Annotated in this window: 11 protein-coding genes, 1 tRNA gene and 2 pseudogenes; 12 read left to right on the top strand and 2 right to left on the bottom strand. The window is 39.8% G+C overall.

Annotated elements, in window-relative coordinates; genetic code table 11:
* Positions 1-1581 precede the first annotated feature (1581 nt).
* The 7 genes and pseudogenes from ACOWPH_RS09740 to ACOWPH_RS09710 all read left to right on the top strand — a co-directional run bounded on the left by ACOWPH_RS09740 (position 1582) and on the right by ACOWPH_RS09710 (position 18167).
* A complete protein-coding gene (locus tag ACOWPH_RS09740) occupies positions 1582-6972 on the top strand; it encodes a type I polyketide synthase (protein ID WP_199327322.1) in 5391 nt (1796 codons plus the stop codon).
* 106 nt (positions 6973-7078) lie between these two features.
* A pseudogene (locus ACOWPH_RS09735) lies at positions 7079-8810 on the top strand (SDR family NAD(P)-dependent oxidoreductase).
* A 312-nt stretch (positions 8811-9122) separates the two neighbouring features.
* Positions 9123-10484, top strand: a complete 1362-nt coding sequence (locus ACOWPH_RS09730) for a polyketide synthase (protein WP_015215187.1) — start codon at positions 9123-9125, stop codon at positions 10482-10484.
* Positions 10481-13822 carry a PfaB family protein gene (locus tag ACOWPH_RS09725; RefSeq protein WP_015215186.1) on the top strand — a complete coding sequence of 1114 codons (3342 nt, stop codon included), beginning with the start codon at positions 10481-10483 and terminating at the stop codon, positions 13820-13822. Before ACOWPH_RS09730 ends, ACOWPH_RS09725 begins: the two co-directional genes overlap by 4 nt.
* A gap of 190 nt (positions 13823-14012) precedes the next feature.
* Positions 14013-15683 (top strand): PfaD family polyunsaturated fatty acid/polyketide biosynthesis protein, encoded by a 1671-nt coding sequence (locus ACOWPH_RS09720; RefSeq protein WP_015215185.1) that lies wholly within the window; start codon positions 14013-14015, stop codon positions 15681-15683.
* A 2-nt stretch (positions 15684-15685) separates the two neighbouring features.
* Complete coding sequence (locus tag ACOWPH_RS09715; RefSeq protein WP_015215184.1) at positions 15686-17203, top strand: thioester reductase domain-containing protein; 1518 nt, start codon at positions 15686-15688, stop codon at positions 17201-17203.
* A 159-nt stretch (positions 17204-17362) separates the two neighbouring features.
* Positions 17363-18167 (top strand): annotated as a pseudogene (locus ACOWPH_RS09710) (SDR family NAD(P)-dependent oxidoreductase).
* A gap of 795 nt (positions 18168-18962) precedes the next feature.
* On the opposite strand, the gene ACOWPH_RS09705 reads toward ACOWPH_RS09710, so the two are convergent.
* A tRNA-Cys gene (locus ACOWPH_RS09705) sits at positions 18963-19033 on the bottom strand.
* A gap of 97 nt (positions 19034-19130) precedes the next feature.
* A complete protein-coding gene (locus ACOWPH_RS09700) occupies positions 19131-19733 on the bottom strand; it encodes a chromophore lyase CpcT/CpeT (protein WP_042466023.1) in 603 nt (200 codons plus the stop codon).
* 520 nt (positions 19734-20253) lie between these two features.
* Between ACOWPH_RS09700 and ACOWPH_RS09695 the strand changes: the two genes are divergently transcribed.
* The 5 genes from ACOWPH_RS09695 to ACOWPH_RS09675 all read left to right on the top strand — a co-directional run bounded on the left by ACOWPH_RS09695 (position 20254) and on the right by ACOWPH_RS09675 (position 26138).
* Positions 20254-21267 carry a PstS family phosphate ABC transporter substrate-binding protein gene (locus ACOWPH_RS09695; protein WP_015215180.1) on the top strand — a complete coding sequence of 338 codons (1014 nt, stop codon included), beginning with the start codon at positions 20254-20256 and terminating at the stop codon, positions 21265-21267.
* Positions 21268-21506: 239 nt separating this feature from the next.
* Positions 21507-22421, top strand: a complete 915-nt coding sequence (gene pstC / locus ACOWPH_RS09690) for a phosphate ABC transporter permease subunit PstC (protein ID WP_015215179.1) — start codon at positions 21507-21509, stop codon at positions 22419-22421.
* A 66-nt stretch (positions 22422-22487) separates the two neighbouring features.
* Positions 22488-23411 carry a phosphate ABC transporter permease PstA gene (gene pstA, locus ACOWPH_RS09685; RefSeq protein WP_015215178.1) on the top strand — a complete coding sequence of 308 codons (924 nt, stop codon included), beginning with the start codon at positions 22488-22490 and terminating at the stop codon, positions 23409-23411.
* Complete coding sequence (gene pstB / locus ACOWPH_RS09680) at positions 23405-24199, top strand: phosphate ABC transporter ATP-binding protein PstB (protein WP_015215177.1); 795 nt, start codon at positions 23405-23407, stop codon at positions 24197-24199. Before pstA ends, pstB begins: the two co-directional genes overlap by 7 nt.
* A gap of 139 nt (positions 24200-24338) precedes the next feature.
* The gene (locus ACOWPH_RS09675) at positions 24339-26138 is read left to right on the top strand and encodes an aspartate kinase (RefSeq protein WP_015215176.1); all 1800 of its coding nucleotides are present in this window, start codon (positions 24339-24341) and stop codon (positions 26136-26138) included.
* Positions 26139-26491: the final 353 nt, after the last annotated feature.

The raw sequence follows: 26491 nt of genomic DNA, 5'->3' as shown, positions 1-26491 counted from the left end.
GCAGCTAAATCAACAGTAATATTACTTTTGAGTATCCTTAGTTTTATCCTTAATCGGAGTTTTATAAAGTAGCGTCAAATACCTTAGCGCTAACTTAAAATTTCAATTCTAGATGTAATGAAGCTCTGTTGTGATCATCTAGAAAAACCGGGATAAACTTATATTTAATTTTGCCCAAAAAAGTTGATTTTGTCAACTAAATAAATTGGAATACCTTGACATAAGAATAGAAATCATATTTGTACTCAAAACCCAACGAAAACTATCTATTGCTGATGGGATATTACATTACAAGCTCATAAATCAACTATTAAATCTGTATTTTTCTTAGCAAACAATCCTTGAGAATGCTTAAATATACAGATTTCCTCACAAGTTACATCGTTGATGTTGAAGTCATCACATCCGCCAAATTAATATTTGCTTTATAAATAACTAATTTGAGTATTAAAGTGAGTTATCTTATAAATTCATCAAAAAATTAACCCTAATTATGATGTTTCTCTGAGAAAAAAGATATTTATGTTCAAACGCCTCGAATGTGTATTTAATGATTTGTGATTTCCTAGACAATCTATCTATAAGGCTTTATTTTTCAATGAAAAACCTCTAAAACATACGGAATCCCCAAAACTCAAACCGTACAAAACCTAGTCAAAGATTATACGATTATATGGATTAGTCTTTCAAAATTAAGTAAATTAACAAAATATTTTTTCCTAAACTTACTTTAAATGAACTATTCAATTTCTATAAGCTGTGCTAGTCTTTGTATTAATTCACTATTTAAAAGCTCGAAGGCATTAGTCAGTTAATGGAAAGTAAAAAGGAAAAAATACTAAAATAGAGCTAGATGATGATGACAAGAAAACCATTTCAGTATTTTTTCTGGTTACATGAATTGAGATTAAATGTGATGTTATTTCTGTAACGAACTTGGCAGCTTTTATTGGTTGAATCGCATACAATATATTATCCTGGGTGGTAAAACTGGCTACGGTATTGAGCAAAACAGATAACGTTGTAATTAACACTAATTACGTTCCTGTAGTGAAGCTAGATCATCCAAATGGTGAGAAAAAATACACATTTCTATTTTCAACTCTACTCTTCTCTTTCCTTAATGCCATTGGCATAAAATCACTCAAAATCCTTACCATGATGATTGGATACGGTTCACTAATTTAGTACCTAAAACAAGCCCAGAATTTTTTACCAGCTTCCACAATATCAGGAGTCGTTTGTGTAGCGTTGTGTAAGTCCTGTAAATAAACTCATCCTTTGGGATATGCCACAGGCTTTAAGCATAGCGTCTCTGACAAAAGAAGAAAAGGGAAGACAACTTTGTATAGTATTTTTACAGCATTACAGTGTTTCCAAATCGCCTCAAAAACCCAAAATACCAATTATTTAGATGTTCAGTTAAGGCAGAATTTACAGTGTGGTGTTGATTGGGAAAAACCTTGGTTATTACGCAGATAGGATAGCTAACTGCTGATAAAAAGAGGTGGCTTCATCACTTCTAGGCAACAGAATTTACTGTAACTAAACAATTCACAGTACTCAAAATTAGTCTATGCCATGATATCTGCTTCTTCAATTAATACTGCCTTGTCGGAGTTAGAGAGCCTTATTAACAGTTGTGAAAAGGATTTGATTAGGTTTATAGAGGAAAAACAAATGAAATCAGAAACGTCAATATCTACTAACAAAATTAATAGACAACTGCAACAAAATCCGATAGCGATTGTCGGTATGGCATCTTTATTACCAAAAGCCAGAAATTTGCGGGAATACTGGCGCAATATTGTTAATAAAACTGACTGTATTACTGATGTTCCTGATACACATTGGAGCGTCAAAGATTATTACGATCCTAACCCCAGAACACCAGAGGATAAAACCTATTGTAAACGCGGTGGATTTATCCCCGAAGTTGATTTTAATCCGATGGAATTTGGTATCCCTCCCAGCATTTTAGAAGTTACTGATGTATCACAACTATTAAGTTTAGTAGTTGCGAAAGAAGCAATGGAAGATGCTGGTTATAGTGAATCTCGTGAATTTAACCGCGAGAATGTGGGGGTAATTTTAGGTGTAGCGCAAGCCAAGCAATTAGGAATTCCACTATCTGCAAGGTTAGAATATCCGATTTGGGAAAAAGTTCTCAAAAGTAGTGGTTTATCTGACGAAGATACTAAAGTAATCGTCGATAAAATCAAAACTGCCTATGTGAAATGGGATGAAAATGCTTTCCCTGGAATGTTAGCAAATGTGGTTGCTGGTAGAATTGCTAATCGGCTCAACTTTGGCGGTACAAACTGCGTAGTTGATGCTGCTTGTGCTAGTTCCTTCGGGGCTTTGAAGATGGCAATTAGCGAGCTAATTGAATATCGTAGCGATATGATGCTGACTGGTGGTGTCGATACCGATAACACCATCATGGCTTATATTTCTTTTAGCAAAACTCCTGCTGTTACTCCTAGCGAAAATGTCAAACCTTTCGATGCTAAATCTGACGGCATGATGTTAGGTGAAGGTATCGGCATGATTGTGTTGAAACGTCTCGAAGATGCAGAACGAGATGGTGATAAAATCTATGCTGTTATTAAAGGTATTGGCACTTCTAGCGATGGACGTTATAAGAGTATTTATGCTCCTCGCAAAGAAGGACAAGTTAAAGCTTTAGAACGTGCTTACAATGATGCTGGTTTTTCTCCGGCTACCGTGGGTTTGATGGAAGCACATGGCACAGGAACAATGGCTGGAGATCCTACAGAGTTCGGATCTTTGCGAGATTTCTTGACTCAATATGACAACAAGAAACAGCATATTGCATTGGGTAGTGTAAAATCACAAATTGGACATACAAAAGCCGCAGCAGGTGCAGCAAGTTTAATTAAAACTGCCTTGGCTTTACATCACAAGATTTTGCCACCAACTATCAATATTACTGAGCCAAATCCTAAACTAGATATTCAAAATTCTTCGTTTTACTTAAACACAGAAACTAGACCTTGGATCAAGGCAGAAGGGGAAGCACCAAGAAGGGCTGGGGTGAGTTCCTTTGGTTTTGGTGGGACTAATTATCACGTTGTTTTGGAAGAATACGAAGCCGAACAAAAACAAGCTTATCGTTTACATAACGCGGCTAGTGAAATGTTATTATTTGCTGCCAATCCCAGTGAGTTAATCAATAAGTTAGAAGCAACTTTCCATAATTTGCAATCTAACGAGGGAGAAAGACATTACTCGCAATTAATCCAAGAATCACAATCTCTAACTATTCCCCAAACTGCGGCGAGAATTGGGTTTGTAGCTGAGAGTCTGCAAGAAGCTTGTAAGTTACTGAAAGTTAGTATTGATTTACTAAAAAATAAGCCGTCAGCAGTTTCTTGGGAACATCCTCAAGGTATTTATTACCGTTCTTCAGGGATGGAATTAGGCGGAAAAGTTGTAGCTTTATTCTCTGGACAAGGTTCTCAATACCTAGAAATGGGTAGAGAAGCGGTGATGAATTTCCCGGCTTTACGTCGTCTGTATGGGCAAATGGATGGGTTGTTAATTAAGGATAATTTGCAGCCAATTTCGCAAATTGTTTTCCCGAATCCAACTTTTGAGGAAGAGGAAAAAACTGCTCAAATTGCAGCTTTGCAAAGAACAGAATATGCTCAACCTGCGATTGGGGTTTTTAGTGCGGGATTGTATTCTATCTTCCAAGAAGCTGGATTTAAATCAGATTTTGCTGCCGGACATAGTTTTGGTGAATTGACAGCTTTGTGGGCGGCGGGAGTGCTGACTGAGGAGGATTATTTGTTCTTGGTTAAGTCTAGAGGTCAAGCGATGGCTGCACCAAAAGACCCAGACCATGATGCGGGTAGTATGTTGGCGGTGAAGGAAGATATTACTAAGGTGGAAGCGGTGCTGAGGCATTTTCCCCAAGTTGCGATCGCTAATTTCAATTCTCCCACGCAAGTTGTCCTGGCAGGGCCAACGGCTGAAATTAAGAAAATTCAGCAAAAGTTCCGAGAATTGGGCTATGGTGCTGTGTTGTTACCAGTTTCCGCTGCGTTCCACACACCTTTGATTGCATTCGCTCAAAAATCATTTGCGATCGCTACTAAGTCAGTCGATTTCCAAAATCCCAAAGTTCCCGTTTTCAGCAACGTCACCGGCAAACAATATCCCCAAGAACCTTCAGGAATCCAAAGAGTTCTAGAAGGACACCTTTCCAGTTCAGTCCTATTCAAGCAAGAGATTGAAAACATCTACGCTGCTGGTGGTTATTGCTTCGTAGAATTTGGGCCAAAACGGATTCTCACCAACTTGGTTAAAGATATCCTAGGCGATCGCCCTCATCTTACCGTATCTCTGAATCCTAGTACTCAAAAGAATAGCGATCGCTCCCTCAGAGAAGCCGCAATCCAACTGCGCGTCATTGGTATGGCTTTGAGCAATCTTGACCCCTACCAACTACCCCCAATCATCCCCCCAACTGCCACCAAAAAGACCTTAAGCGTCAAATTAAACGGTATTAACTACGTTTCCGAAAAAACCAGAAACGCCTTCACCGAAGCCCTAGAGGATGGTTTCAAAATCAAAGGAGTTCAGGAAATCAGGAGTTTAGAAGTTCAGGAGTCAAAAGATTTAGAAGTTCAACACTCCCCACTCCCCACTCCTATTAACAGTCATAACGGAAATGGAAACGGTAACGGACACAAAAAAACACCTGTAAATACCACCCCCCAACAGCCCCAGATGATTCCTGCGCCCCGTTCAAATCAAGCAATTCAAGAATTATTACCTACTACAGCACGTTATGCAGTGGCACAGCGTCCAGGAGGGAAAATGGAAACACCAGACAAAAATATGAACTTCCAACAGGTTCTGGAAAGTTTAGAAAACCTCCTGAACCAGTTTCAGCACAACCAAAGTGATAACTTACAAATTCACGGAACTTACCTAAATCATCAAATGGAATACGCCAAAACGTTTTTCCAACTGATGCAACAACAAAACGCCCTATTTACAAATAATCAAACTTCAGAAACCGCCCAACTTAAACAAGTTGTGATGGAAACCTTCGAGCGCAGCATGATGCAGTTTCACAACCAACAAGGTGAAACCCTCCGCATTCATGAACAATATCTACAAGAACAAGTAGAATACACCAAAAACTTTTTCCAACTCATACAACAAGAATACTCACTACTAATTGCTGGTACAGACACAACACAACCTGTAATTCCTCCCCAACTCACAGAGACACACACCAACAGTCTGCGGGAGTTGATGTCCCCAGAACCAACCATTACAGAAACAGTTGTTCCTCCCACCGTCAAAATAGTAGAAACTCAGCCAGTAATAGAACCAGTAGTTGAAAAAGCTGCACCTGTAATCGCAGCCATTCCCACTCCTCAAATTGCAGAACCTACCCCAGTTATTGAAACTCAACCTGAGCCGGTAGCACCTGTAGCGTTAATTCCCGAACCAGCAACCAGCAACCTAAATATTGAAGATATAGGTAAAAACCTCCTAGCCATCACCAGCGAAAAAACAGGCTATCCCATCGAAATGTTAGAACTCGACATGGACATGGAAGCCGACTTAGGGATTGATTCCATCAAACGGGTAGAAATATTAGGAGGGCTGCAAGAGTTATACCCCAACCTACCCAAACCAAACTTAGAAGAACTCTCAGAAAAACGCACCATTGGTCAAGTCGTCGAGTATCTGCAAAAACAGGTTACAGATGACAGGTTAACAGAAGAAATACAGGTTACAGGTGACAGGTTACAGGTGACAGAGAAGAAAGTAGAGGAAGCAAGGGAAGAATTACCTCTTCCCAGTCCCCAGTCCCCAGTCCCTAGTCCCCAATCCCTAGTACCCAGCAACGAATACGCCGACTTAGGACAAACCCTGTTAAACATCACCAGCGAAAAAACAGGCTACCCAGTCGAAATGTTAGAACTCGACATGGACATGGAAGCCGACTTAGGGATTGATTCCATCAAACGGGTAGAAATCTTGGGTGCAATGCAAGAAACATACCCCGACTTACCCAAACCCAACATAGAAGAACTAGGCGACCTAAGAACAATTGGACAAATTGTAGACTACCTCCAAAAGCTGGCGGGAGGTGAAAAAAAAAACCCTGATTTTAACCCGGTAGAAGCGGAATCTCCCCGCACTCTTACCCTCCCAGAAGTGGCAGTGGATTTAACCCCACCGCCACTAGTAGACCCAAATCTTCCTCGTCGTCCCGCCAAACTCAAAAGCCTACCACGACCTGATTTTTGGGAATGCAAATTACCAGAGGGACACATCGCTTTAATCACCGATGATGGTTCCCTCACCACCACCAAACTAGCTCACGCCCTGATCGAGCAAAACTGGAAAGTAGTAGTTCTCAGCTTCCCCCAAACATTAGTTGCAGAACAATTACCTTTACCCGTAGGCGTTAACCGCGTTACCCTGGCGAACTTGAGTGAAGAACATCTGCAACTACTCTTACAAAGCATCACCGCTAAACACGGAAAAATTGGTACATTCATTCATCTTCATCCTCAATTCCCAGGCGAAAACACAGGTAAAATCTCCTATCTAGAAGCCGAGAAAGCGATCGTTAAACAAGTGTTCTTGATAGCCAAACATCTCAAACCAACCTTGAACGCAGCCGCCGATTTAGAAGGAAGAGTTAGCTTCTGCACAGTAGCCCATCTTGACGGAGCATTTGGGCTAGAACACAAAGAAAACTTTGGCATTATCGGCGCTGGATTATTTGGATTAACCAAAAGTTTGAGATGGGAATGGCCAAAAGTTTTCTTCAGAGCAATAGACTTAAGCCCAACTTTAGATCCTCACCAATCAGCAGAATATATAGTTGCCGAATTGCATGATTCCAACAGATATATAGGTGAAGTTGGCTATAGTTCTCAAGGAAGAGTCACCCTCGTAGCTAAACCCGAATAACCTATAGGGGCAATTTATGACTTGCCCCTACTCAAAAACTTCTCCTCTTCCTCTCCCCGCCTCCGCGCCTCTGCGTGAGACATTCATAAAATTATAAATTGCAATTATGACAGCAACACTTCAAATTAGCCCATCATCTGTCTTCGTCGTCAGTGGTGGAGCCAAAGGAATCACTGCACAATGCACCATTAAATTAGCACAAAATCAACCTTGTAAATTTATTCTACTTGGTCGTTCTGAAATTACCACAGAACCAGAATATACTCGTGATTGTTTAGACGATTCTGCTTTGAAAAAACGCATCATGGAAAATCTGATTTCTCAAGGAGAGAAACCAACACCCATGATGGTACAAAAGATATTTAATGAAATTAATTCTAGCCGAGAAATCAAAAAGACCTTAGAGGCAATTGCAGCAGCAGGTGCAAAGGCAGAATATATCAGCGTTGATGTCACTGATACAGTAGCTTTGCAAGAAAAACTCAATACTGTATCTCAAAAACTTGGACAAATTACAGGCATTATTCACGGTGCTGGTAATTTAGCTGATAAGTTAATTGAAAAGAAAACACAAGAAGACTTTGACAAGGTTTACAACGCCAAAGTTCAAGGATTGCAAAATTTACTTTCTTGTGTTCATCCTCAGCAATTACAGCATTTAGTGTTATTTTCTTCTGTGACTGGTTTTTATGGCAATATCGGTCAAAGTGATTACGCCATTGCTAACGAAATTCTCAATAAATCAGCCCATCAAATCAAGCAAAAATTATCCTCAATGTCATGTAGTCGCAATTAATTGGGGTGGTTGGGATAGTGGTATGGTGACACCACAATTAAAAAAAGCATTTGCCGAAAGAGGAATTAGCATTATTCCTCTAGAAGTTGGTACACAAATGTTAGTTAATGAACTGTATCCCGCTTATCAAGATAATACACAAATTGTCATTGGTAGCACCATGATTCCCCCGGCGATGCCTTTAGGCTCCGAACTCCGCAGCTACCGCATTCGCCGACGGATGACATTAGCAGAAAATCCATTTTTGTATGATCATACAATTGCAGGTTCACCAGTATTACCAGCCACCTGTGCTAAATCATGGATGGTTAATGGTTGTGAAGAAATTTATCCGGGTTATACATATTTCAGTTGCCAAGATTTCAAAGTTTTGAAGGGCATTACTTTTAACTCAACCTTGGCAAACGAACATATTCTAGAAATACAAGAAGTAGCTAAAAGTGAGGGTGACTTTGTTGAATTTCAAACCAAAATATTGAGTAAAACTCCTGAGGGAAGAACTCTCTATCATTTCAGTTCTCTGATTAAACTGGTAAAAAATATGCCAGAAGCACCCATTTATGAATCAATGGATCTCAGAGAAGATAATATCGTCACTACCACTGGTAAAGGATTTTATCAAAATGGCGATTTGTCCTTATTTCATGGCCCAGCTTTTCAAGAAATCACCAGAATTTTAAACATTAGCTCAGAAAAACTGACAGCCGAGTGTTGTTGGCAAGAAATCTCAGCCAAACAACAAGGACAATTTCCCGTTAAATGGCATAACCCTTACATCATTGATTTGAGTACCCAAACCCTATGGTTATGGTTAAATCATGTACATCAAGAAGTTTGTTTACCAGGACAATTAACTTACTGTGAACAATATTTGGCTGTACCATTCAACATCCCATTTTATGTTTCCTGTGAAGTCAAAGCTAAAACAGATACTGGTGCAACTGTCAATTTTATTATCCACAATCGTGAAGGAAAAATATACTCACGAATATTAGGAGCAAAAGCAGTTATTTGGCCAATGAAAACGTTAAATAAGAAGTAATATAGCAATTCCCAAGCTCATGAAATACACCCCACCCGCGCTGTCGCGCACCTTACCAAGGGGAGGGTTGGGGAGGAGTAATTTTGTATCTAACTAGAGTGGGAAAGGCTATAGTAGGTTGGGTGAAGCGACAGCGCAACCCAACAAATTTACCAAGAAGGGAATAGGGAACGAAGAGGAACAAACCGTTAAGAGTTCCCTTTCACACAATGTTGGGTTTCCTTGCGTCAACCCAACCTACACAAAAAACCGCGATTGGGGGAATAGCGTAAATCCTGAACAACGTCTTATGCCCCAACGAGGATTTCAAGAGTGGAAAAAATAGCTATTATCGGGTTATCTTGCCTCTTTCCCGATGCTAAAAATCCTGAAGAATTTTGGCAGAATCTTACCGAAGAAAAAGATTCTACATCACCATTAAGTGTAGCGGATTTGGGAATTGATCCTGCTATATTCTACGATTCTGAAAAAGGTAAACCGGAAAAATTCTACTTTCTTAAAGGTGGATTTATCCGTGACTTTAAGTTTGATGCTAGTGATTACAATTTACCTGGGGTATTTGTAGAAAGCTTAGACAATACCTTTAAATGGTCATTGTATGCTGCCAAACAAGCCATTATCCAAAGTGGTTATTGGGGAAATAAAACTGCACTCTCAAAATGTGGCGTAATTTTAGGAACTCTCTCTTTACCAACCAAAGCTTCTAATCAATTATTTGCTCCTCTTTATCAGCAAACAATTGAACCTGCAATTGGTGAACTTTTACAGGAAAAAGACTTCCGTTTAGGTGGTGCATTAACTGCCGCTAAAGCATCTCCATATAATGCTATGGTGAGCGGCTTACCTGCTGCTATAATTTCCCGTGCATTTTCTCTTTCTGGAACTCATTGCTGTATAGATGCTGCCTGTTCATCAGCATTTTATGCCATTAAATTAGCATCCCATTATCTACAATCTGGTAAAGCTGATTTGATGTTAGCTGGTGCTATTAGTTGTTCAGATCCGTTGTTTTTAAGAATGTTGTTTTCCGGTATTCAAGGATATCCCGAAAATGGCATTAGTCGTCCTCTAGATAAGGCATCACGCGGGTTAATTACCTCCGAAGGGATTGGGATGGTAATGCTGAAAAGATACAGTGATGCTGTTCGAGATGGCGATCGCATTTTAGCAACAATCTGCGGTAATGGTCTATCTAATGATGGTAAAGGTAAGCACCTCCTCAGTCCTAATGCTCAAGGACAAACTCTCGCGTACCAAAGAGCATACGCTGAGGCTAACCTTAACCCCCAAACAATAGATTATTTAGAGTGTCACGCGACCGGCACTTTGTTGGGAGATACCACAGAATGCAACTCTGTTGAAGGCTTTTTTGGTCAACACCAAGCAACGCCTTTGGTGGGTTCGGCTAAAACTAATGTTGGTCATTTACTCGTTGCTGCCGGCATGGTGGGGATAACAAAGACGATTTTAAGTATGTCACACGGTGTTATCCCTGCGACCATAGATATCAGTGAACCTATGGGTTCTGAGCATAATGTTATTTCGCCTCAAAACATTGTCAGAACTGCCACACCTTGGCCGAGTAAAGGAACTAAGCACGTAGCTTTAAGCGCATTTGGATTTGGTGGAACCAACTCTCATTTAATTTTGGAACAGGGGGAAGTCAGCAAATGAGTATTCAACAAGATATGACTGCAAAAATGGCTATCGTCGGTATGGATGCCTTTTTTGGTGAATGTGGCGATTTAGATGCTTTCGAGAGCAGCATTTACGACGGAAAACAGCATTTTATTCCCCTGCCCGAAAAAAGATGGCATGGCATTAATGAGCAGGAAAAGTTACTGCAAAAGTATGGTTTAGAAGCCGGAAAAGCACCGCAGGGCGCGTATATTAGCGATTTTGAAATTGATACCTTAGCTTACAAAATCCCCCCCAACGAAGTTGAAAAAATCAACCCGCAACAACTTTTATTATTGAAGGTGTGCGATCGCGCCCTCAAAGATGCCAAAATATCCCCAGGTGCTAATGTCGCAGTAATTATCGCTGCCGATACAGAACTATCTGTACACCAATTACAACAACGTTGGAATTCATCTTGGCAACTTAAAGACGGCTTGAACAGCTTAGAAATTGCCGTATCACCAGAAAAAATTACCGAACTAGAAACAATACTCAAAGATAGTATTCACCCACAAGTTGATCTTGGTGAAATTATCAGTTATGTCGGCAACATTATGGCCAGTCGCATTTCTTCCCTATGGAATTTTTCTGGTCCTTCTTTCACTATTAGTGCTGTAGAAACAGCAGCTTTCAAAGCTTTAGAACTAGCAGAAATGCTACTAGCTACCAACGAAGTTGAGGCTGTAGTTATAGGTGGAATTGACTTAGCTGGTGGTGTCGAAAACGTCTTACTCCGCAGTCAATTAGGAAAACTCAATACAGGAATCAATACCTTAAGTTTTGACGAAAAAGCCGACGGTTGGAATGTAGGAGAAGGTGCAGGTGCAGTTGTTATCCAACGACATGATACAGCATTGCAAAACAATCAACGCATCTACGCAGTAATCAATGGCATTAGCATTGGTCAATCCTCCTCAATGGCGATAGATAGTGCCACCATTACTCAAGTATGCAAACAAGCCTTTCAACAAGCAGGTATTCAACCCACAGAAGTCAACTATTTAGAAGTCTGCGGTAGTGGAATTCCCACAGAAGACGAAGCCGAAATTAACGGTATCCTCCAAGCTTATCCCCCCGTAGGAGATGGTTTACACTGTGCTATTGGTAGCGTCAAAGCCAATATTGGTCATACCTTTGTCGCTTCTGGAATCGCTAGTTTAATCAAAACCGCACTGAGTCTTTACCACAGATATATTCCCGGAACCCCCAATTGGTCTGGTGTCAAAACACCCCAAGTATGGGAAGGTAGCCCCTTTTACGTCGCTACCGAATCCAGACCTTGGTTTTCACAAAAAGAGGTCAAATGCAGAATTTCTGCCATTAATAGTATCGGCTGTGACGGTTCTTTTGCCCATGTGATCTTATCAGAAGAAACCCAACAAACAGAACGCAGCAGTAGATATTTAGAATCAAGACCTTTTCATCTGTTACCCATTGCCGCTAATGACCAGTCTAGCTTATTTGCAGCACTGGATAATTTGCAACAAACAATTGAAAATGCTGATTCCCTCAAAGATGTTGCTAGTCAAACATTTGTCGAATTTCAACAGCATACCGAAGCCAAATATACACTTTCTCTCACTGGACGCAACCAAAAAGAATTACTCAAAGAAATTAACTCAGCTAAAAAAGGTGTAACAAATGCCTTTGAAAATGGTAAAGATTGGCAAACTCCCATAGGTAGTTATTTTACACCTAAACCACTAGGAAAAGATGGAGAAATTGCCTATATTTATCCCGCCGCTGTCAATTCTTATCTCGGTATTGGTCGCAGTCTCTTCCGCTTATTTCCTAAAGCCTTCGATGATGTAATTGTCAAAAGTCTATACGAACGTGCAGCGGATGTTGAAAAACTAGTATTTCCCAGAAGTTTGAGTAAATTGTCAACTCGACAACTGGAAACTCTAGAAAAAAAATTGTTTGATGATTCTCTGGCCATGTTTGAAGCCGAAGTGCTATTTACCAGACTCATCTCCACAATTATCACCGATGATTTTCAAATCAAACCCAAATATATCTTTGGATATAGCTTAGGTGAAACTAGCATGATGGTTGCTCAAGGAGTATGGAGCAATTTTTATGAAGTAAGTAATACCTTTAACTCATCAGCCTTGTTTGGAGATAGATTATCTGGCCCCAAAAATGCTGTACGTGAGTATTGGGGACTACCAAAAGCTTCCATAACTTCAGATGATAATTTCTGGAGCAATTACGTTCTCATGGCCACTCCAGCACAAGTCAGAGAGTGTTTAAAAAACGAACCTCGCGTTTACTTGACACAGATTAATACATCAGAAGAAGTATTAATCGCCGGTGAACCAGTAGCTTGCGAGCGAGTCATTAAAACTCTTGGTTGTAACGCTTTTCCTGCTCCTTTTGATCATGTGATTCATTGTCAAGCAATGGAATCAGAGTCCCAAGAACTGGAAAAATTATACACTTTACCAGCACAAACCATCCCTGGTATTACTTTTTATTCCGCTGCTGAGTATCAACCAACTACACTTAATAGTCAAGAAATTGCTCACAACATTGCCAAAGGATTATGTCAGCAACTCGACTTTCCCCGCTTAGTTAATCGCGTCTACGCTGACGGTGCAAAAATATTTATTGAAGCAGGTGCAGGTGGTATTTGTTCTCGTTGGATAGATAAAAATCTTAGCAATCAAGAACACATCACCGTATCCCTAAACCGACGCGGAATAGATGATCATAGTTCACTTGTTAAAGCACTAGCAAAATTGCTTAGTCATGGAGTGCATTTAGATTTATCTCCGCTTTATAACCTATCCTCAGTTACTGGAAAACAAAATAAATCTACTCTGAGAAAAATTACCTTAGGTGGTAATTCCATAACTGCTGCAATTTTGAATGAGGATAACCGTAAGCTTTTCCAAAAAGCTACTCAAATAAAGCAACAGCAGATAATTTCCAATTACCCAGAGTATAAAATCATCAATTCCTTACAACCTCCAGCCAAATTTGCCCCTAGTGATATTTACTCTCACCCAGAAAAAAACACCATGAAAACTATCATGGATAACGGTTTAAAAACTAGAGAACAATTACAATCTTCAGAGTTAACTAGCAGTCAAAAGCCAAATATCCCATCAACATTAACCCCACCTCTAATCACTCAAGAAACTAGTAACACAATTAGTATGAATGATTTAAAACTTTCTCAGTATCAAAAGCTGAGTGCCAATAATTCAAAATTAACACAAGCACATACTAGCTTCTTACACGCCAGACAAGACTTTAGTCAACAAATGAGCGAAATTATCCAACTACAATTGGCTTGCGCTCAAACCCTACTCAGCGAAGAAAAATAAATCATTAATTCTCGTTCTTAGCCTCTGGCTGGGAACGCAATTCTAGAGGTTCTACCTCTGCTAATTTCAAGAGGCAGTCAGGGCGAAGCATTTGGGCGATAACCTATCGTCTAAACAATTGATTTTCTGTCCGAATGCTGATAAGCCCCTACAAGGAAAACCATTGCTTACAACTTGAGGAACAATTACCGTGACAACACTCGATACGGTACTAAATAAATACGATAATGGTCTTGTTTTTTCTACCTTCTCCAATAATCACAACCAAGTTTGGAAAGGCTCATTAGATTGTATTGCTTTTGAACAAAAATCCATCATTGATAAATTTTTATCATTAGATCAACCTTGTTACATTCTTAAAGTAGCTGGTAACATTGGCGTTACTAATGATGGTTATTTAACATCTACTGATAACGCTTCCTCAGCACAAGCAGAACTTTTAATCTCACTGCCACCATTGCGCTTGCAACAATTTGGCGACCCTAACTTTCTCACTACTTATGGTGTGAAATCTGCCTATATGACAGGTGCAATGGCAGGTGGTATTGCTTCCGAAGAAATGGTAATTGCATTAGGCAAAGAGAAGCTTTTAGGTTCTTTTGGTGCAGGTGGTTTAACTCCAGACCGGATAGAAACCGCTATCAATCGTATTCAAGAAGCCTTACCTAATGATCCATACTGCTTTAATTTAATTCACAGTCCTAATGAATCAGCTATTGAACGCCGCGCAGTAGATTTATACCTCAAATATGAAGTAAGAACTGTAGAAGCATCTGCATTTTTAGACTTAACTCCCAACATCGTTTATTATCGAGTTGCTGGACTGAGTTTAAATGCAGCTAATGAAATTGAAATTAAAAATAGAGTCATTGCCAAAATTTCTCGTCGTGAAGTTGCGACTAAATTTTTGCAACCAGCACCCGCAAGAATTCTCAAAGAATTAATTCAGCAAGGACTAATTACTGAATTTCAAGCAAATCTTGCCAGCAAAGTACCAATGGCTGATGATATTACCGTTGAAGCCGATTCCGGTGGTCATACAGATAATCGTCCTTTGGTGTGTTTGCTTCCTTCAATTATTAGTTTACGAGATGAAATTCAAGCACAATATAATTATCAAAAACCGATTAGAGTAGGAGTAGCTGGAGGGATTGGTACACCAGAATCAGCCTTAGCTGCTTTTATGATGGGTGCTGCTTATATAGTGACTGGTTCAATTAATCAATCCTGTATTGAATCTGGAGCTTGTGATTATACCAAAAAATTATTAGCCCAAGCAGAAATGGCTGATATGATGATGGCTCCAGCAGCAGATATGTTTGAAATGGGAGTCAAATTGCAAGTTCTCAAACGCGGGACAATGTTTCCAATGCGAGCGCAGAAACTATACGAATTATATCGCAATTATGACTCAATTGAAGATATTCCCCTTGCAGAAAGAGAAAAACTAGAAAAACAAATCTTCCGTAAAACTATCGCTGAAGTTTGGGAAGGAACTGCTGCTTATTTATCTCAGAAAAACCCTGAAAAGTTGGGTAAAGCAGTCAATAATCCGAAGCTAAAAATGGCTTTAATTTTTCGCTGGTATTTAGGACTATCCTCTCGTTGGTCTAGTTCTGGTGAAAAAGGAAGAGAAGTCGATTATCAAATTTGGTGCGGTCCCGCTATGGGTGGTTTCAATGACTGGGTGCGTGGTTCCTATTTAGCAGAACCTAATAATCGTCATGTGGTTGATGTTGCCCATCACATCATGTTAGGAACAGCCTTTTTATACCGCATTCAAAGCTTGAAAATTCAAGGTTTGCAAATCCCTAATTACTACGGTCAATATCACCCAGTTCGCTCTATATTGGAGATGTAAAAATGAATTTAAAACCTGCTTATACCGCTGAAGATATTCAAGCATTCATGGTGTCTAATTTGGCTGAAGTTATTGGAGTCACACCAGAAGAAGTTGATGTCAAAGAAAATTTAGAAAATTATGGTTTGGATTCAGCCCAAGCTATGATTATTATCAGTAAATTGGAGCAATTACTAGGTTTTAAACCTTCTCCTGTTTTACTTTGGCATTACCCAACTATTGCTTCACTGTCTGAACGATTAGCTGAAGAAGTTCCCAAACAATCTCAGGTAAAAGATTCAGGAACTGGAACAGTTACTGCTGTAAATATTGCTCCTCCTTTTCTAGATTTGGCTGCTGAAGCTGTTCTTGACCCCACTATTCAACCCAGTTCAGTATCTGCTGTATCTGTCAGCAATCCCAAAAATATCTTTTTAACTGGGGGAACAGGTTATTTAGGTGCTTTTGTAATTAAGGAACTGCTAGAAGCAACTCAAGCAAATATCTATTGCTTAGTACGTGCTACTGATGTTACAGAAGGCAAAAGTAAATTAGAAAAAAATCTTCAACAGTATGCACTTTGGGATGATAAACATTCCTCTAGAATTATCCCAATTGTTGGTGATTTAGCACAGCCACTTTTGGGTATTGGTACAGAACAGTTTCAAAATCTAGCTGCTAATATTGATGTTATCTATCATAGTGCTGCTTTGCTGAATTACGTGTATCCTTACTCAGCATTAAAAGCAGCTAATGTTTTAGGAACTCAAGAAGTTTTGCGTTTAGCTTGTCAAACTAAAGTTAAGCCTGTACATTACGTTTCCAGCGTCGCTGTTTTTGAATCAACTGCTTATGCAGGTAAAGTTGTCAAAGAACAGGATGATTTTCATGACTGGCAAGGCATTTTTCTCGGTTACTCTCAGACTAAATGGGTAGCAGAAAAATTAGTCAAAATTGCTGGTGACAGAGGTCTGCCTATTACTATTTATAGACCACCTTTAATTTCTGGAGATAGCAAAACAGGGATTTGTAATACCCATGATTTTATCAATTTGATGATTAAAGGCTGTCTCCAAATGGGATATTTCCCTGATGTAGATTATATGTTAGATATGTCTCCTGTAGACTATGTAAGCAAAGCCGTTGTATATCTATCTCGTCAAGAAGCATCAATTGGTAAAGCTTTCCACTTACAACATCCCCAACCAGCTTCTCTAAAGTCTTTGGTTGAATGGATACGCACTTTTGGTTTTTCACTTCAGATGATTCCCTACGAACAATGGCAAGCAGAGTTAATCAATAACGTCACTTCTCAAGAGAATCCTTTATACACTCTGCGACCATTTTTATTAGAACGCTGGTCTGATGAGCAAATAACCATTCCTGATTTGTATTTGCAAGCTAGAAGACCAATTATTAGTTGCCAAGAAACTCTAGAAGCATTGAAGGGAAGTTCTATAGTTTGTCCACCGATTGATTCTCAATTATTGATCACCTACACTTCCTATTTAATGCAGACTGGTTTCTTAAGTCTTGCCTAAATATAGTGATTCAATGCTGGGAAAGAGTGATTAATAGTAATAAATAAGTTGTCAGAATATTAATTTATTTTTAGCCAACCTATTTTTCCTTCTTTATCACTCTTTACTCAGCAAGACTCAACTGATATTATTTGTGGTGAAATTCACCAAACTTTTGTTATGAAAATCAAAGATCAAGGACAGTATAAGAAAACTGCTCTTATTACTGGTGCTGCCAGTGGAATTGGCTACGAATTAGCTTGTATTTTTGCTTCCGAGAATTATCATCTTGTTTTAGTAGATAGAAACGAGTTAAAATTACTAGAAATTGCAATTGAATTTCAGGAGAAATATCAGCTTATTATCAAAACTATTGTCAAGGATTTATCTATATCATCATCTCCTGAAGAAATTTTTGCAGAACTACAACAAGCCGATATTAAAGTCGATGTTCTGGTGAATAATGCCGGATTTGGTACTCATGGCTTATTTAATGAAACAAATCTGAATACTGAACTAGAAATGTTGCAGGTAAATTTGGTTTGTCTCACCACATTTAACCAAGTTATTTCTCAAAAATATGGTTAAGGAAGGTAAGGGAAAAATATTAAATGTTTCCTCTGCCGCTGCCTTTCAACCAGGCCCTTTAATGGCAGTTTATTTTGCAACTAAAGCTTATGTTTTATCCTTTTCTGAAGCTATAGCTAATGAATTAGAAGGTACTGGTGTGACGGTGACAGTGCTTTGCCCAGGTTCAACAGTTTCTGCGTTTCATGAACGAACAGGAATGGCAGATTCTAAGCTGGTTAAAGGTCAGAAGATGATGGATGCTAAAACTGTTGCTCAAATTGGTTATGATGCTTTAATGGAAGGGAAGACAATTGTGATTCCCGGACTGCTAAATAAAATACTGGCGAAAATTGTCGGATTTTTCCCTAGAAATCTGGTGACAAAAACCGTTAGAACTATGCAAGAAGATAAATAAGTATTCAGTTAAGACTAATGATCCTGTCTTGTCATACACCATGCTGCACTATCAGAATGACATTGGGCATTTCTTTTTATTGAATTATCTAATACCAATTTTATGTGAGGCTGCACAAAATGACGGCATCCATTTAATTATAGCAGATTTCATTTAGTACAAACTTTAATAATGAAACTCTCGTGGTGCGGGCATCCTCGGACTAATCCTGTCGAAGTCTTGCCCGCTAGATATGTACTTACTTACAGCGAAATCCCGCTATCCATGAGCGTAGAGGCAGAGCCTCTCTGATAGCATTCCTAGTCAGAGACTAGGAACGAGATATGGTAAGGAATGTGGATTAAATAAAATGCAAAAGTTGTGAGAGGGGTATAGTAGACTCAAGAAGTGGGTATCAGGAGGCAATATCGTGATAGAAATCTACTCTCTAATGCTGGAAAAGCAGATGCAAGATTACTATTAATCTCTATCGGAGAAAGACCGTAGGCGAGGATGTCAATGCTTGTTTATCTACTTCTACTAAAAACTTTGTCCCATCTGCTAAGGTAAACGCTACTAATTGCTTACCTGCCATATTGTTTGAATTAGTGTTGATTAGGCTATGCAACGTCAAATATAAAACATTTTAAACATATTTTAAAAGTAAAAAACTGCACTAGAAATAATTTGTAAATTGGTGTATTTTCCGTATTTTTACCCCAAAATTAACCCAAAAAACTTGGGACGAGTATCATACCCGTCCCTTTGCTTATAACTATAAGGCTTGAACTGCCTGTTTTGATGTTGTCTTTTCAAAGGCGACACCCGGATTTGAACCGGGGGTGAAGGTTTTGCAGACCCTTGCCTTACCACTTGGCTATGTCGCCGGACTCACAATTAATATATAATACCACTATTTGCGCTCAATTGCATCATCTGGCTGAATTTTTTTTGGAACAGGCTAGAAGCCTGTCTTGCTTTGATTCAAGAATCAGAACTTATTTTGACTTCATCGGCAAAGTTGCCCCAGCGGACAAAGTAAAATGGCCCGGCAACAGAACCCCAAACGTGTTCATCTGTTTCGGGATTGCGTCCTCTGTCGCGGCTGATGAATTTTTCACCGTCAATTTCAAAATCACTATCCAAATAGGTTGTTTGCCCGTTGCGGACTACCATGCAACCCTTTCCTGGCTCAACTGTGCCTTTGAAGTGATTACCAGCCCACTCTACGATCATGTTACAACCAGAAAGTTTTTCTAAGCGATCGCTCGTTAAAGTTTGCAAACGTGCTAAATCACGGGACGCACCAAAAAAGTCTTTTTCGTTTTTGACAGTATAATTTTCAATATAGATCTTATCTTCTGCTGTCATCAACTTCAATACGCGTAACCGATAGGGGTCATTGAGCATATAGTCATAAGCTTGTTCTACAAACAAACTCACCCCTGATAGCAGTGAATAAGGTAGGGGACGCATACATACACGAATATGGGCAAAAAAAGCCGGATTCTCAAAAACTTGGGCTTGATTACTAAAATCAGCAGCCATCCAACGGGCTAAGGTGGCAATATCTGTAGAATGAGTCATAGCAATTTTGGATTTTGGATTTTGGATTTTGGACACAGGCTCAAAACCGCCTGATACAGATTTGCTAATTTTAAACCTTGGGGTGTCACTGGAACAGTGCAGAGTTCTCTTCCTGCGCTCCTATTCCCTAATAAATCAGGACTTACGCAAAACAGAATGGAAGTAGGGGTAATTCATGAATTACCTCTACGCAAGAGTCAGCTTTTGAGTTCGATCTTGCGTAAGTCCTCTAAATGTAGAAATGTTCCATGAAAAGTCTCTACAATCTTTTTCACTCCTAAACCACGTCTGCTTTGAACTCCAGTTCTCAACTTGGACGAGGTTTATGTCTAACGGACTTTGCAGAATATTCATTAAAAATTAACCTCTGTCTAACCAAAAGTTAATTGCTAGATTACCTTATCGTGTGACTTTATACAGTGTACGTATGAATTTTCACTGCTTTTTCACTAAACAGAACTGTTGTTCTTTTGGAGTGATTAAGCGGAAATATTACGTCCAATAAACTAGGAGTATTTTTGTGAACAAAGTTAATATTAAGCTTAACAGCTTGAAAGCATTAGGTGTAATTTCATTAATGACCGCCACCTTGGGTGTGTCAATGTCTGCGGTTCAGTCTCAAAGTGTCAGCACCATTAAGATTGATGGTTCCAGCACAGTTTTCCCCGTTACCGAAGCAGTAGCAGAAGAATTCCAAAAATCTCAAAGAGGTAAAGTCAGAGTTACCGTTGGTGTTTCTGGTACTGGTGGTGGCTTCAAAAAATTCTGTCGTGGTGAAACAGATATCTCCAATGCTTCCCGCCCCATTCTCCAAAAAGAAATTGATGAATGTAAAAAAGCTGGTATTCGCTACATTGAAATACCAGTAGCTTATGATGCTTTGACCGTTGTAATTAACCCAGGCAACACTTGGGCTAAAAACCTGACAGTTGCAGAACTCAAGAAAATTTGGGAACCAGGCGCACAGGGCAAAATTAATAACTGGAATCAAGTACGTGCTGGATTTCCTAATGCACCTTTGAAGTTGTTTGGTGCTGGTACTAACTCTGGTACTTTTGACTATTTCACTGAAGCAATTGTTGGTAAATCTAAATCTAGCCGTGGTGATTTTACCGCTAGTGAAGACGACAATGTACTTGTACAAGGTGTTGCCCGCGATAAGAACGCCCTTGGCTACTTTGGTTTTGCCTACTACTCAGAAAACAAGGATAAACTCAAGTCAGTCTCTGTTAATGGTGTAGCACCGTCGGAAACAACCGTAAAAAATGGTACTTATAACCCCTTGTCTCGCCCTATATTTATCTATGTGAGTAACAAAGCTGCTGATAAACCAGAGGTGAAGCAATTTGTACAATTTTACTTGCGGAATGCATCTAAGTTAGTGAAAGAAGTAAAATATGTAGCTTTGCCAGGTTCAGCTTACACCACTGCTCAAAGTCATTTCAACAAAAAGAGATTTGGTAGCATATTTGGTGGTAAAGAAGCAGTTGGACTGAAGATTGACGAATTAATACGTCGTGACGCTAAAGAATAACTCTAGTATCGAATATAGCGGTTATCGGTTGAGTTAGGTACAAAAACCCCAACCCCCTCCCCGCAAGCGATGAGGGGGCTAGGATGCAACTCATATGATGAGGAAACGCTATAAATCCTGTAGAGATGTTCTATATAACGTCTCTACAGCTAAGGATAAAGCACTGATGTTCTGCCTATCTTCATCCATTTAAATTATCAAGCGATAGCTACGCTAGCCACAGGCAGCGCATTTCTAGCATGAACAATGCCAAACAAAATCAGTTTTCGCCAAAGCTAACGCGAGATTTACGAGAACGGGCAATTGAGTCTATCTTGTTTCTAGCTGCACTTTCCTCAGTCGCAACTACAGTAGCAATTATCGGTATCTTACTTTACGAATCCATACTATTTTTCCAGAAAGTATCTTTATGGGAATTTTTGACAGATACCCAGTGGACACCATTATTTGATGACAAACATTATGGTATTTGGCCACTGGTTTCAGGAACTTTTGTCACTACAGTAGTAGCCTTATTCGTCGCCATACCACTGGGTACAATTATTGCTATTTATCTTAGCGAATTTGCTCCCCCCATAGTCCGAGAAATAGTGAAACCAGCCTTAGAACTACTAGCAGGGATTCCTACCGTAGTTTATGGTTATTTTGCATTGTTATTTGTCACACCTTTATTGCAAAAAATTCTGCCGACCTTGCCAGGTTTTAGTATGTTGAGTGCAGGTTTAGTCATCGGTGTGATGATCATTCCTTACGTTAGTTCCCTGAGTGAAGATGCCATGCGGGCAGTACCCACACATCTGCGTGAGGGTTCTTATGCCACAGGGGCTACCCGTTTACAGACAGCATTAAGAGTGGTGTTACCAGCAGCGATTTCTGGAATAATAGCAGCTTACATTTTGGGTATATCTCGTGCAGCTGGTGAGACAATGGTAGTTGCGATCGCAGCAGGTGGACAACCTAACCTCACCCTCAACCCATTAGAACCAGCCGCGACGATGACAGCCTATATTGTCTCCGTCAGTCTTGGTGACTTACCTCATGGCAGCCTAGAATACGAAACTATCTTTGCAGTCGGACTCACTCTAGTACTGATGACTTTGTGTTTCAACATCATTGGTCATTTCCTCACCAAACGTTATCGAGAAATTTATTAAATAGGGAACAGGGGAAGAAGATTTTACGAATTACGAATTACGAATTACGAATTACGAATTATAAACATGACAACTCTGAATATTCAACAAGTCCGCAAGACTATTGTCCGTAATAAGCGGTCAGAATATATTTTCAACATCATTGGCCTTTTGTCAATGCTGATTGGTATTGCCACACTAGTGGCGCTGTTATTTGATTTGTCCAGTGATGGTTTACCTCGTCTTTCCTGGCAGTTCTTGACTTCGTTTCCTAGTCGTAAGTCGGAAGAAGCCGGGATTCTTTCCGCTTGGGTAGGAACACTATTAGTAATGTCAGTAACGGCATTTGTAGCGATTCCCGTAGGTATAGCATCAGGGATTTACTTAGAAGAATATGCCCGAAAAAATTGGATTTCTGATTTAATTGAAATTAACGTTACCAACCTAGCCGGAGTTCCCTCAATTATTTACGGACTTCTGGCTTTAGGAGTATTTGTCTATGGTTTAAACCTTGGTCAAAGTATTATTACTGCTGGTTTGACTTTGGCATTATTAGTTTTACCTGTGGTAATTGTTTCCACCCGTGAGGCTTTGCGGGCTATCCCCAATAGTATCCGTGAAGCTGCCTATGCAGCAGGGGCTTCCAAGTGGCAAATGATTTGGGATCATGTTCTACCTTACTCAACAGGTACAATTATTACTGGTATTATTGTGGCTATGGCGCGGGCTATTGGCGAAACTGCACCTCTAATTACCATTGGGGCGCTGACATTCATTGCCTTTTTACCAGAATCGCCATTTATAGGGCAGTTTCCTTATATTTCTTTTTCTTGGTTACTTGCCCCCTTCACAGTCATGCCCATACAGATGTTCGATTGGATATCTCGCCCCCAGGCTGACTTTCAAGTAAATGCAGCTACCGCTGGTGTTGTCCTCATTGTCATTACTTTGGCTATGAACTCCATAGCTATTTATATCCGCTATAGTTTACGCAAAAAAATCAAATGGTAGAAACTAAATCTTCAACCCTCAAAAGACCAATCAAAGCTTCTGTTAATTACCTCAATTTCTACTATGGTGGCAATGTTCATGCTTTGAAAGACATTAATATGTCCGTAGGTGAGAAGCAAGTAACAGCGATGATTGGCCCTTCTGGATGTGGCAAAACTACTTTGCTACGTTGTTTCAATCGCATGCACGATCTTTATCCGGGAAATCGCTATCAAGGGGAAATAGCTTTAGAACCAGATGGGATTAATTTGCTCGGTAAGAAAATTGACCCGATTGAGGTACGGATGCGGATTAGTATGGTATTTCAAAGACCTAATCCTTTTCCGAAGTCAATTTATGAAAATGTGGCTTATGGTTTGCGGGTACGTGGTGAATCCAGACGTGGAGTGATTGATGAGAAGGTAGAGAAAGCTTTACGCAGTGCGGCTTTGTGGAATGAAGTTAAGGATAGATTACATGATTTAGCTTTTAATCTTTCTGGGGGACAACAACAGCGTTTGTGTATTGCTCGTGCTTTGGCTACTGACCCTGAGATTATTCTATTTGATGAGCCAACTTCTGCGCTAGATCCTATAGCTACTGCTAGTATTGAAGATTTAATTGCTGAACTGAAACAAACAGTGACGATTTTGATTGTTACTCACAATATGCAACAAGCTAGTCGTGTATCTGACTATACGGCATTTATGTATTTAGGCGAATTGGTGGAGTTTGGTAAAACTGAGATTATTTTTAATCACCCAGTCCAGGAAAAAACCGCTGACTATGTAAATGGTCGTTTTGGATAAAAATTACCAACTCAAAAATATAAATCCTGGTTTGTGCGATCGCTGTTTCTGTTAATTTAATCTAAATGACTGATCAGGCTTCAAGGCTTCCCGGTGGAGGTGTTGGCCAAAGTAAGCATAATTGATTAAATGTAAAGTTATGGCGCTCATAGTTCAAAAATACGGTGGTTCATCTGTTGGTTCAGTCGAACGTATTCAAGCTGTTGCCCAGCGGATTAATAAAACTGTCAAAGCTGGAAACTCTGTTGTTGTAGTGGTTTCCGCCATGGGAAAAACTACTGACGGACTCGTGAAACTAGCTAATGGTATTTCTAAAAGTCCTAACCGTCGGGAAATGGATATGCTGCTTTCCACCGGGGAGCAAGTCACTATTGCTTTACTGAGTATGGCGTTGCAGGAAATTGGACAAGCAGCAATTTCCATGACTGGCGCTCAAGTAGGAATTGTTACCGAAGCTGAACATACCCGCGCCCGGATTTTACATATTGAAACCGATCGGTTGCAAAGACAAATTAACGCAGGTAAAGTAGTTGTTGTTGCGGGGTTTCAAGGCATATCTAGCATCGGAGATATGGAAATTACTACTTTGGGGCGTGGTGGTTCTGATACTTCTGCGGTGGCTTTGGCAGCAGCATTGGGTGCGGATTTTTGTGAAATTTATACAGATGTACCAGGGATATTGACTACAGATCCCCGGATTGTTCCAGAAGCGCAGTTGCTGACAGAAATCACCTGTGATGAAATGCTGGAATTGGCCAGTTTAGGGGCTAAGGTATTGCATCCCCGTGCTGTGGAAATTGCCCGGAATTATGGTGTGCCGTTGGTGGTACGCTCAAGTTGGACTGAACAGCCAGGAACTTGGGTGACATCACCAAAGGTGCAAGAACGGGCGTTAATTAATTTAGAATTAGCTCGTCCTGTAGATGCTGTAGAATTTGATAGTGATCAGGCTAAGGTATCTTTGTTACGTGTCCCCGATAAACCAGGGGTAGCTGCCCGGTTATTTGGCGAAATTTCCCGTCAAAATGTCGATGTCGATTTGATTATTCAGTCGATTCATGAAGGTAACACTAATGACATTGCTTTTACTGTAAATACACCAATTTTAAAACGAGCCGAAGCAGTTGCAGCCGCTATTGCCCCAGCATTAAGAAATCAACCAAACTCAGACGAAGCGGAAGTAATTGTCGAAAAAGATACCGCAAAAGTCAGTATATCAGGTGCAGGAATGATAGGCCGTCCTGGCGTGGCTGCGAAGATGTTCGCTACTTTAGCCGCAGCAGGGGTAAATATTCAAATGATTTCTACCAGTGAGGTGAAGGTAAGTTGTTTGATAGATGCGGCAGATTGCGATCGCGCTATCATTGCCCTATGTAAAGCCTTTGAAATCACTGCTTCCCCTGCCAGTCCTACATTATCTGCTGTCCATGCTACTGCCGTTCGTGGTGTGGCTTTAGATATGAATCAGGCACGTTTGGCAATTCGTCAAGTTCCCAACAAACCAGGCATGGCAGCGAAATTGTTCGGACTATTGGCAGAATATAACATCAGCGTCGATATGATTATTCAATCACAACGCTGTCGTGTGATTGATGGTGTAACCTGTCGGGATATTGCCTTTACCGTGGCGAGAATGGATGCCGAAAACGCCCAACAGAAACTAACCCAAGTGGCAAATGAGTTAGGATGGGGTGAAGTGGTCTTGGATAATGCGATCGCTAAAGTGAGTATAGTTGGTTCTGGGATGGTAGGACACCCAGGAATAGCAGCAAAAATGTTTACAGCCTTAGCCCAAAATCAAATTAACATCCAAATGATTGCTACTTCAGAAATTAAAATCAGTTGTGTTGTGGGACAAGATGAAGGTGTCAAAGCTTTGCAAGTTATTCATGCAGCCTTCGATTTAGCTGGTAGTGAAAAATTTGTAGTTCCTGCATAGGATTGGGTTATTTAACACTAAAAAAGATCCCTGCTTTATCAATTAAAGTCGGGATCTGATAGTTTTATAGTTACTGTTTGCAATTGTCTAATACCAAATTACTATGAAGCTGCATAGAATAAAATTATAAGAATAATCGACCGCAGATAAACACAGATAAAAATGGATAAATCAAATCAATAAATTTCAAAATTCTGTATAGCTTCACATAAAATTGGTGTAAGTCTATAGACATATATATTTGATATGCCTTTTGATGGAAGATCGTAATCATAAAATTATGTAGCCTAATATATAACACTTACTTACTCGCAAAACTCAATTTTATTTCTCTGCGTCCTCTGCGCCTCTGC

It is taken from the genome of Anabaena sp. PCC 7938 (genome assembly GCF_049315035.1).
GTDB classification, from domain to species: domain Bacteria; phylum Cyanobacteriota; class Cyanobacteriia; order Cyanobacteriales; family Nostocaceae; genus Anabaena; species Anabaena cylindrica.
The sequence above is the reverse complement of the archived record's forward strand: the minus strand, read 5'-3'. Positions and strand labels throughout refer to the sequence as shown.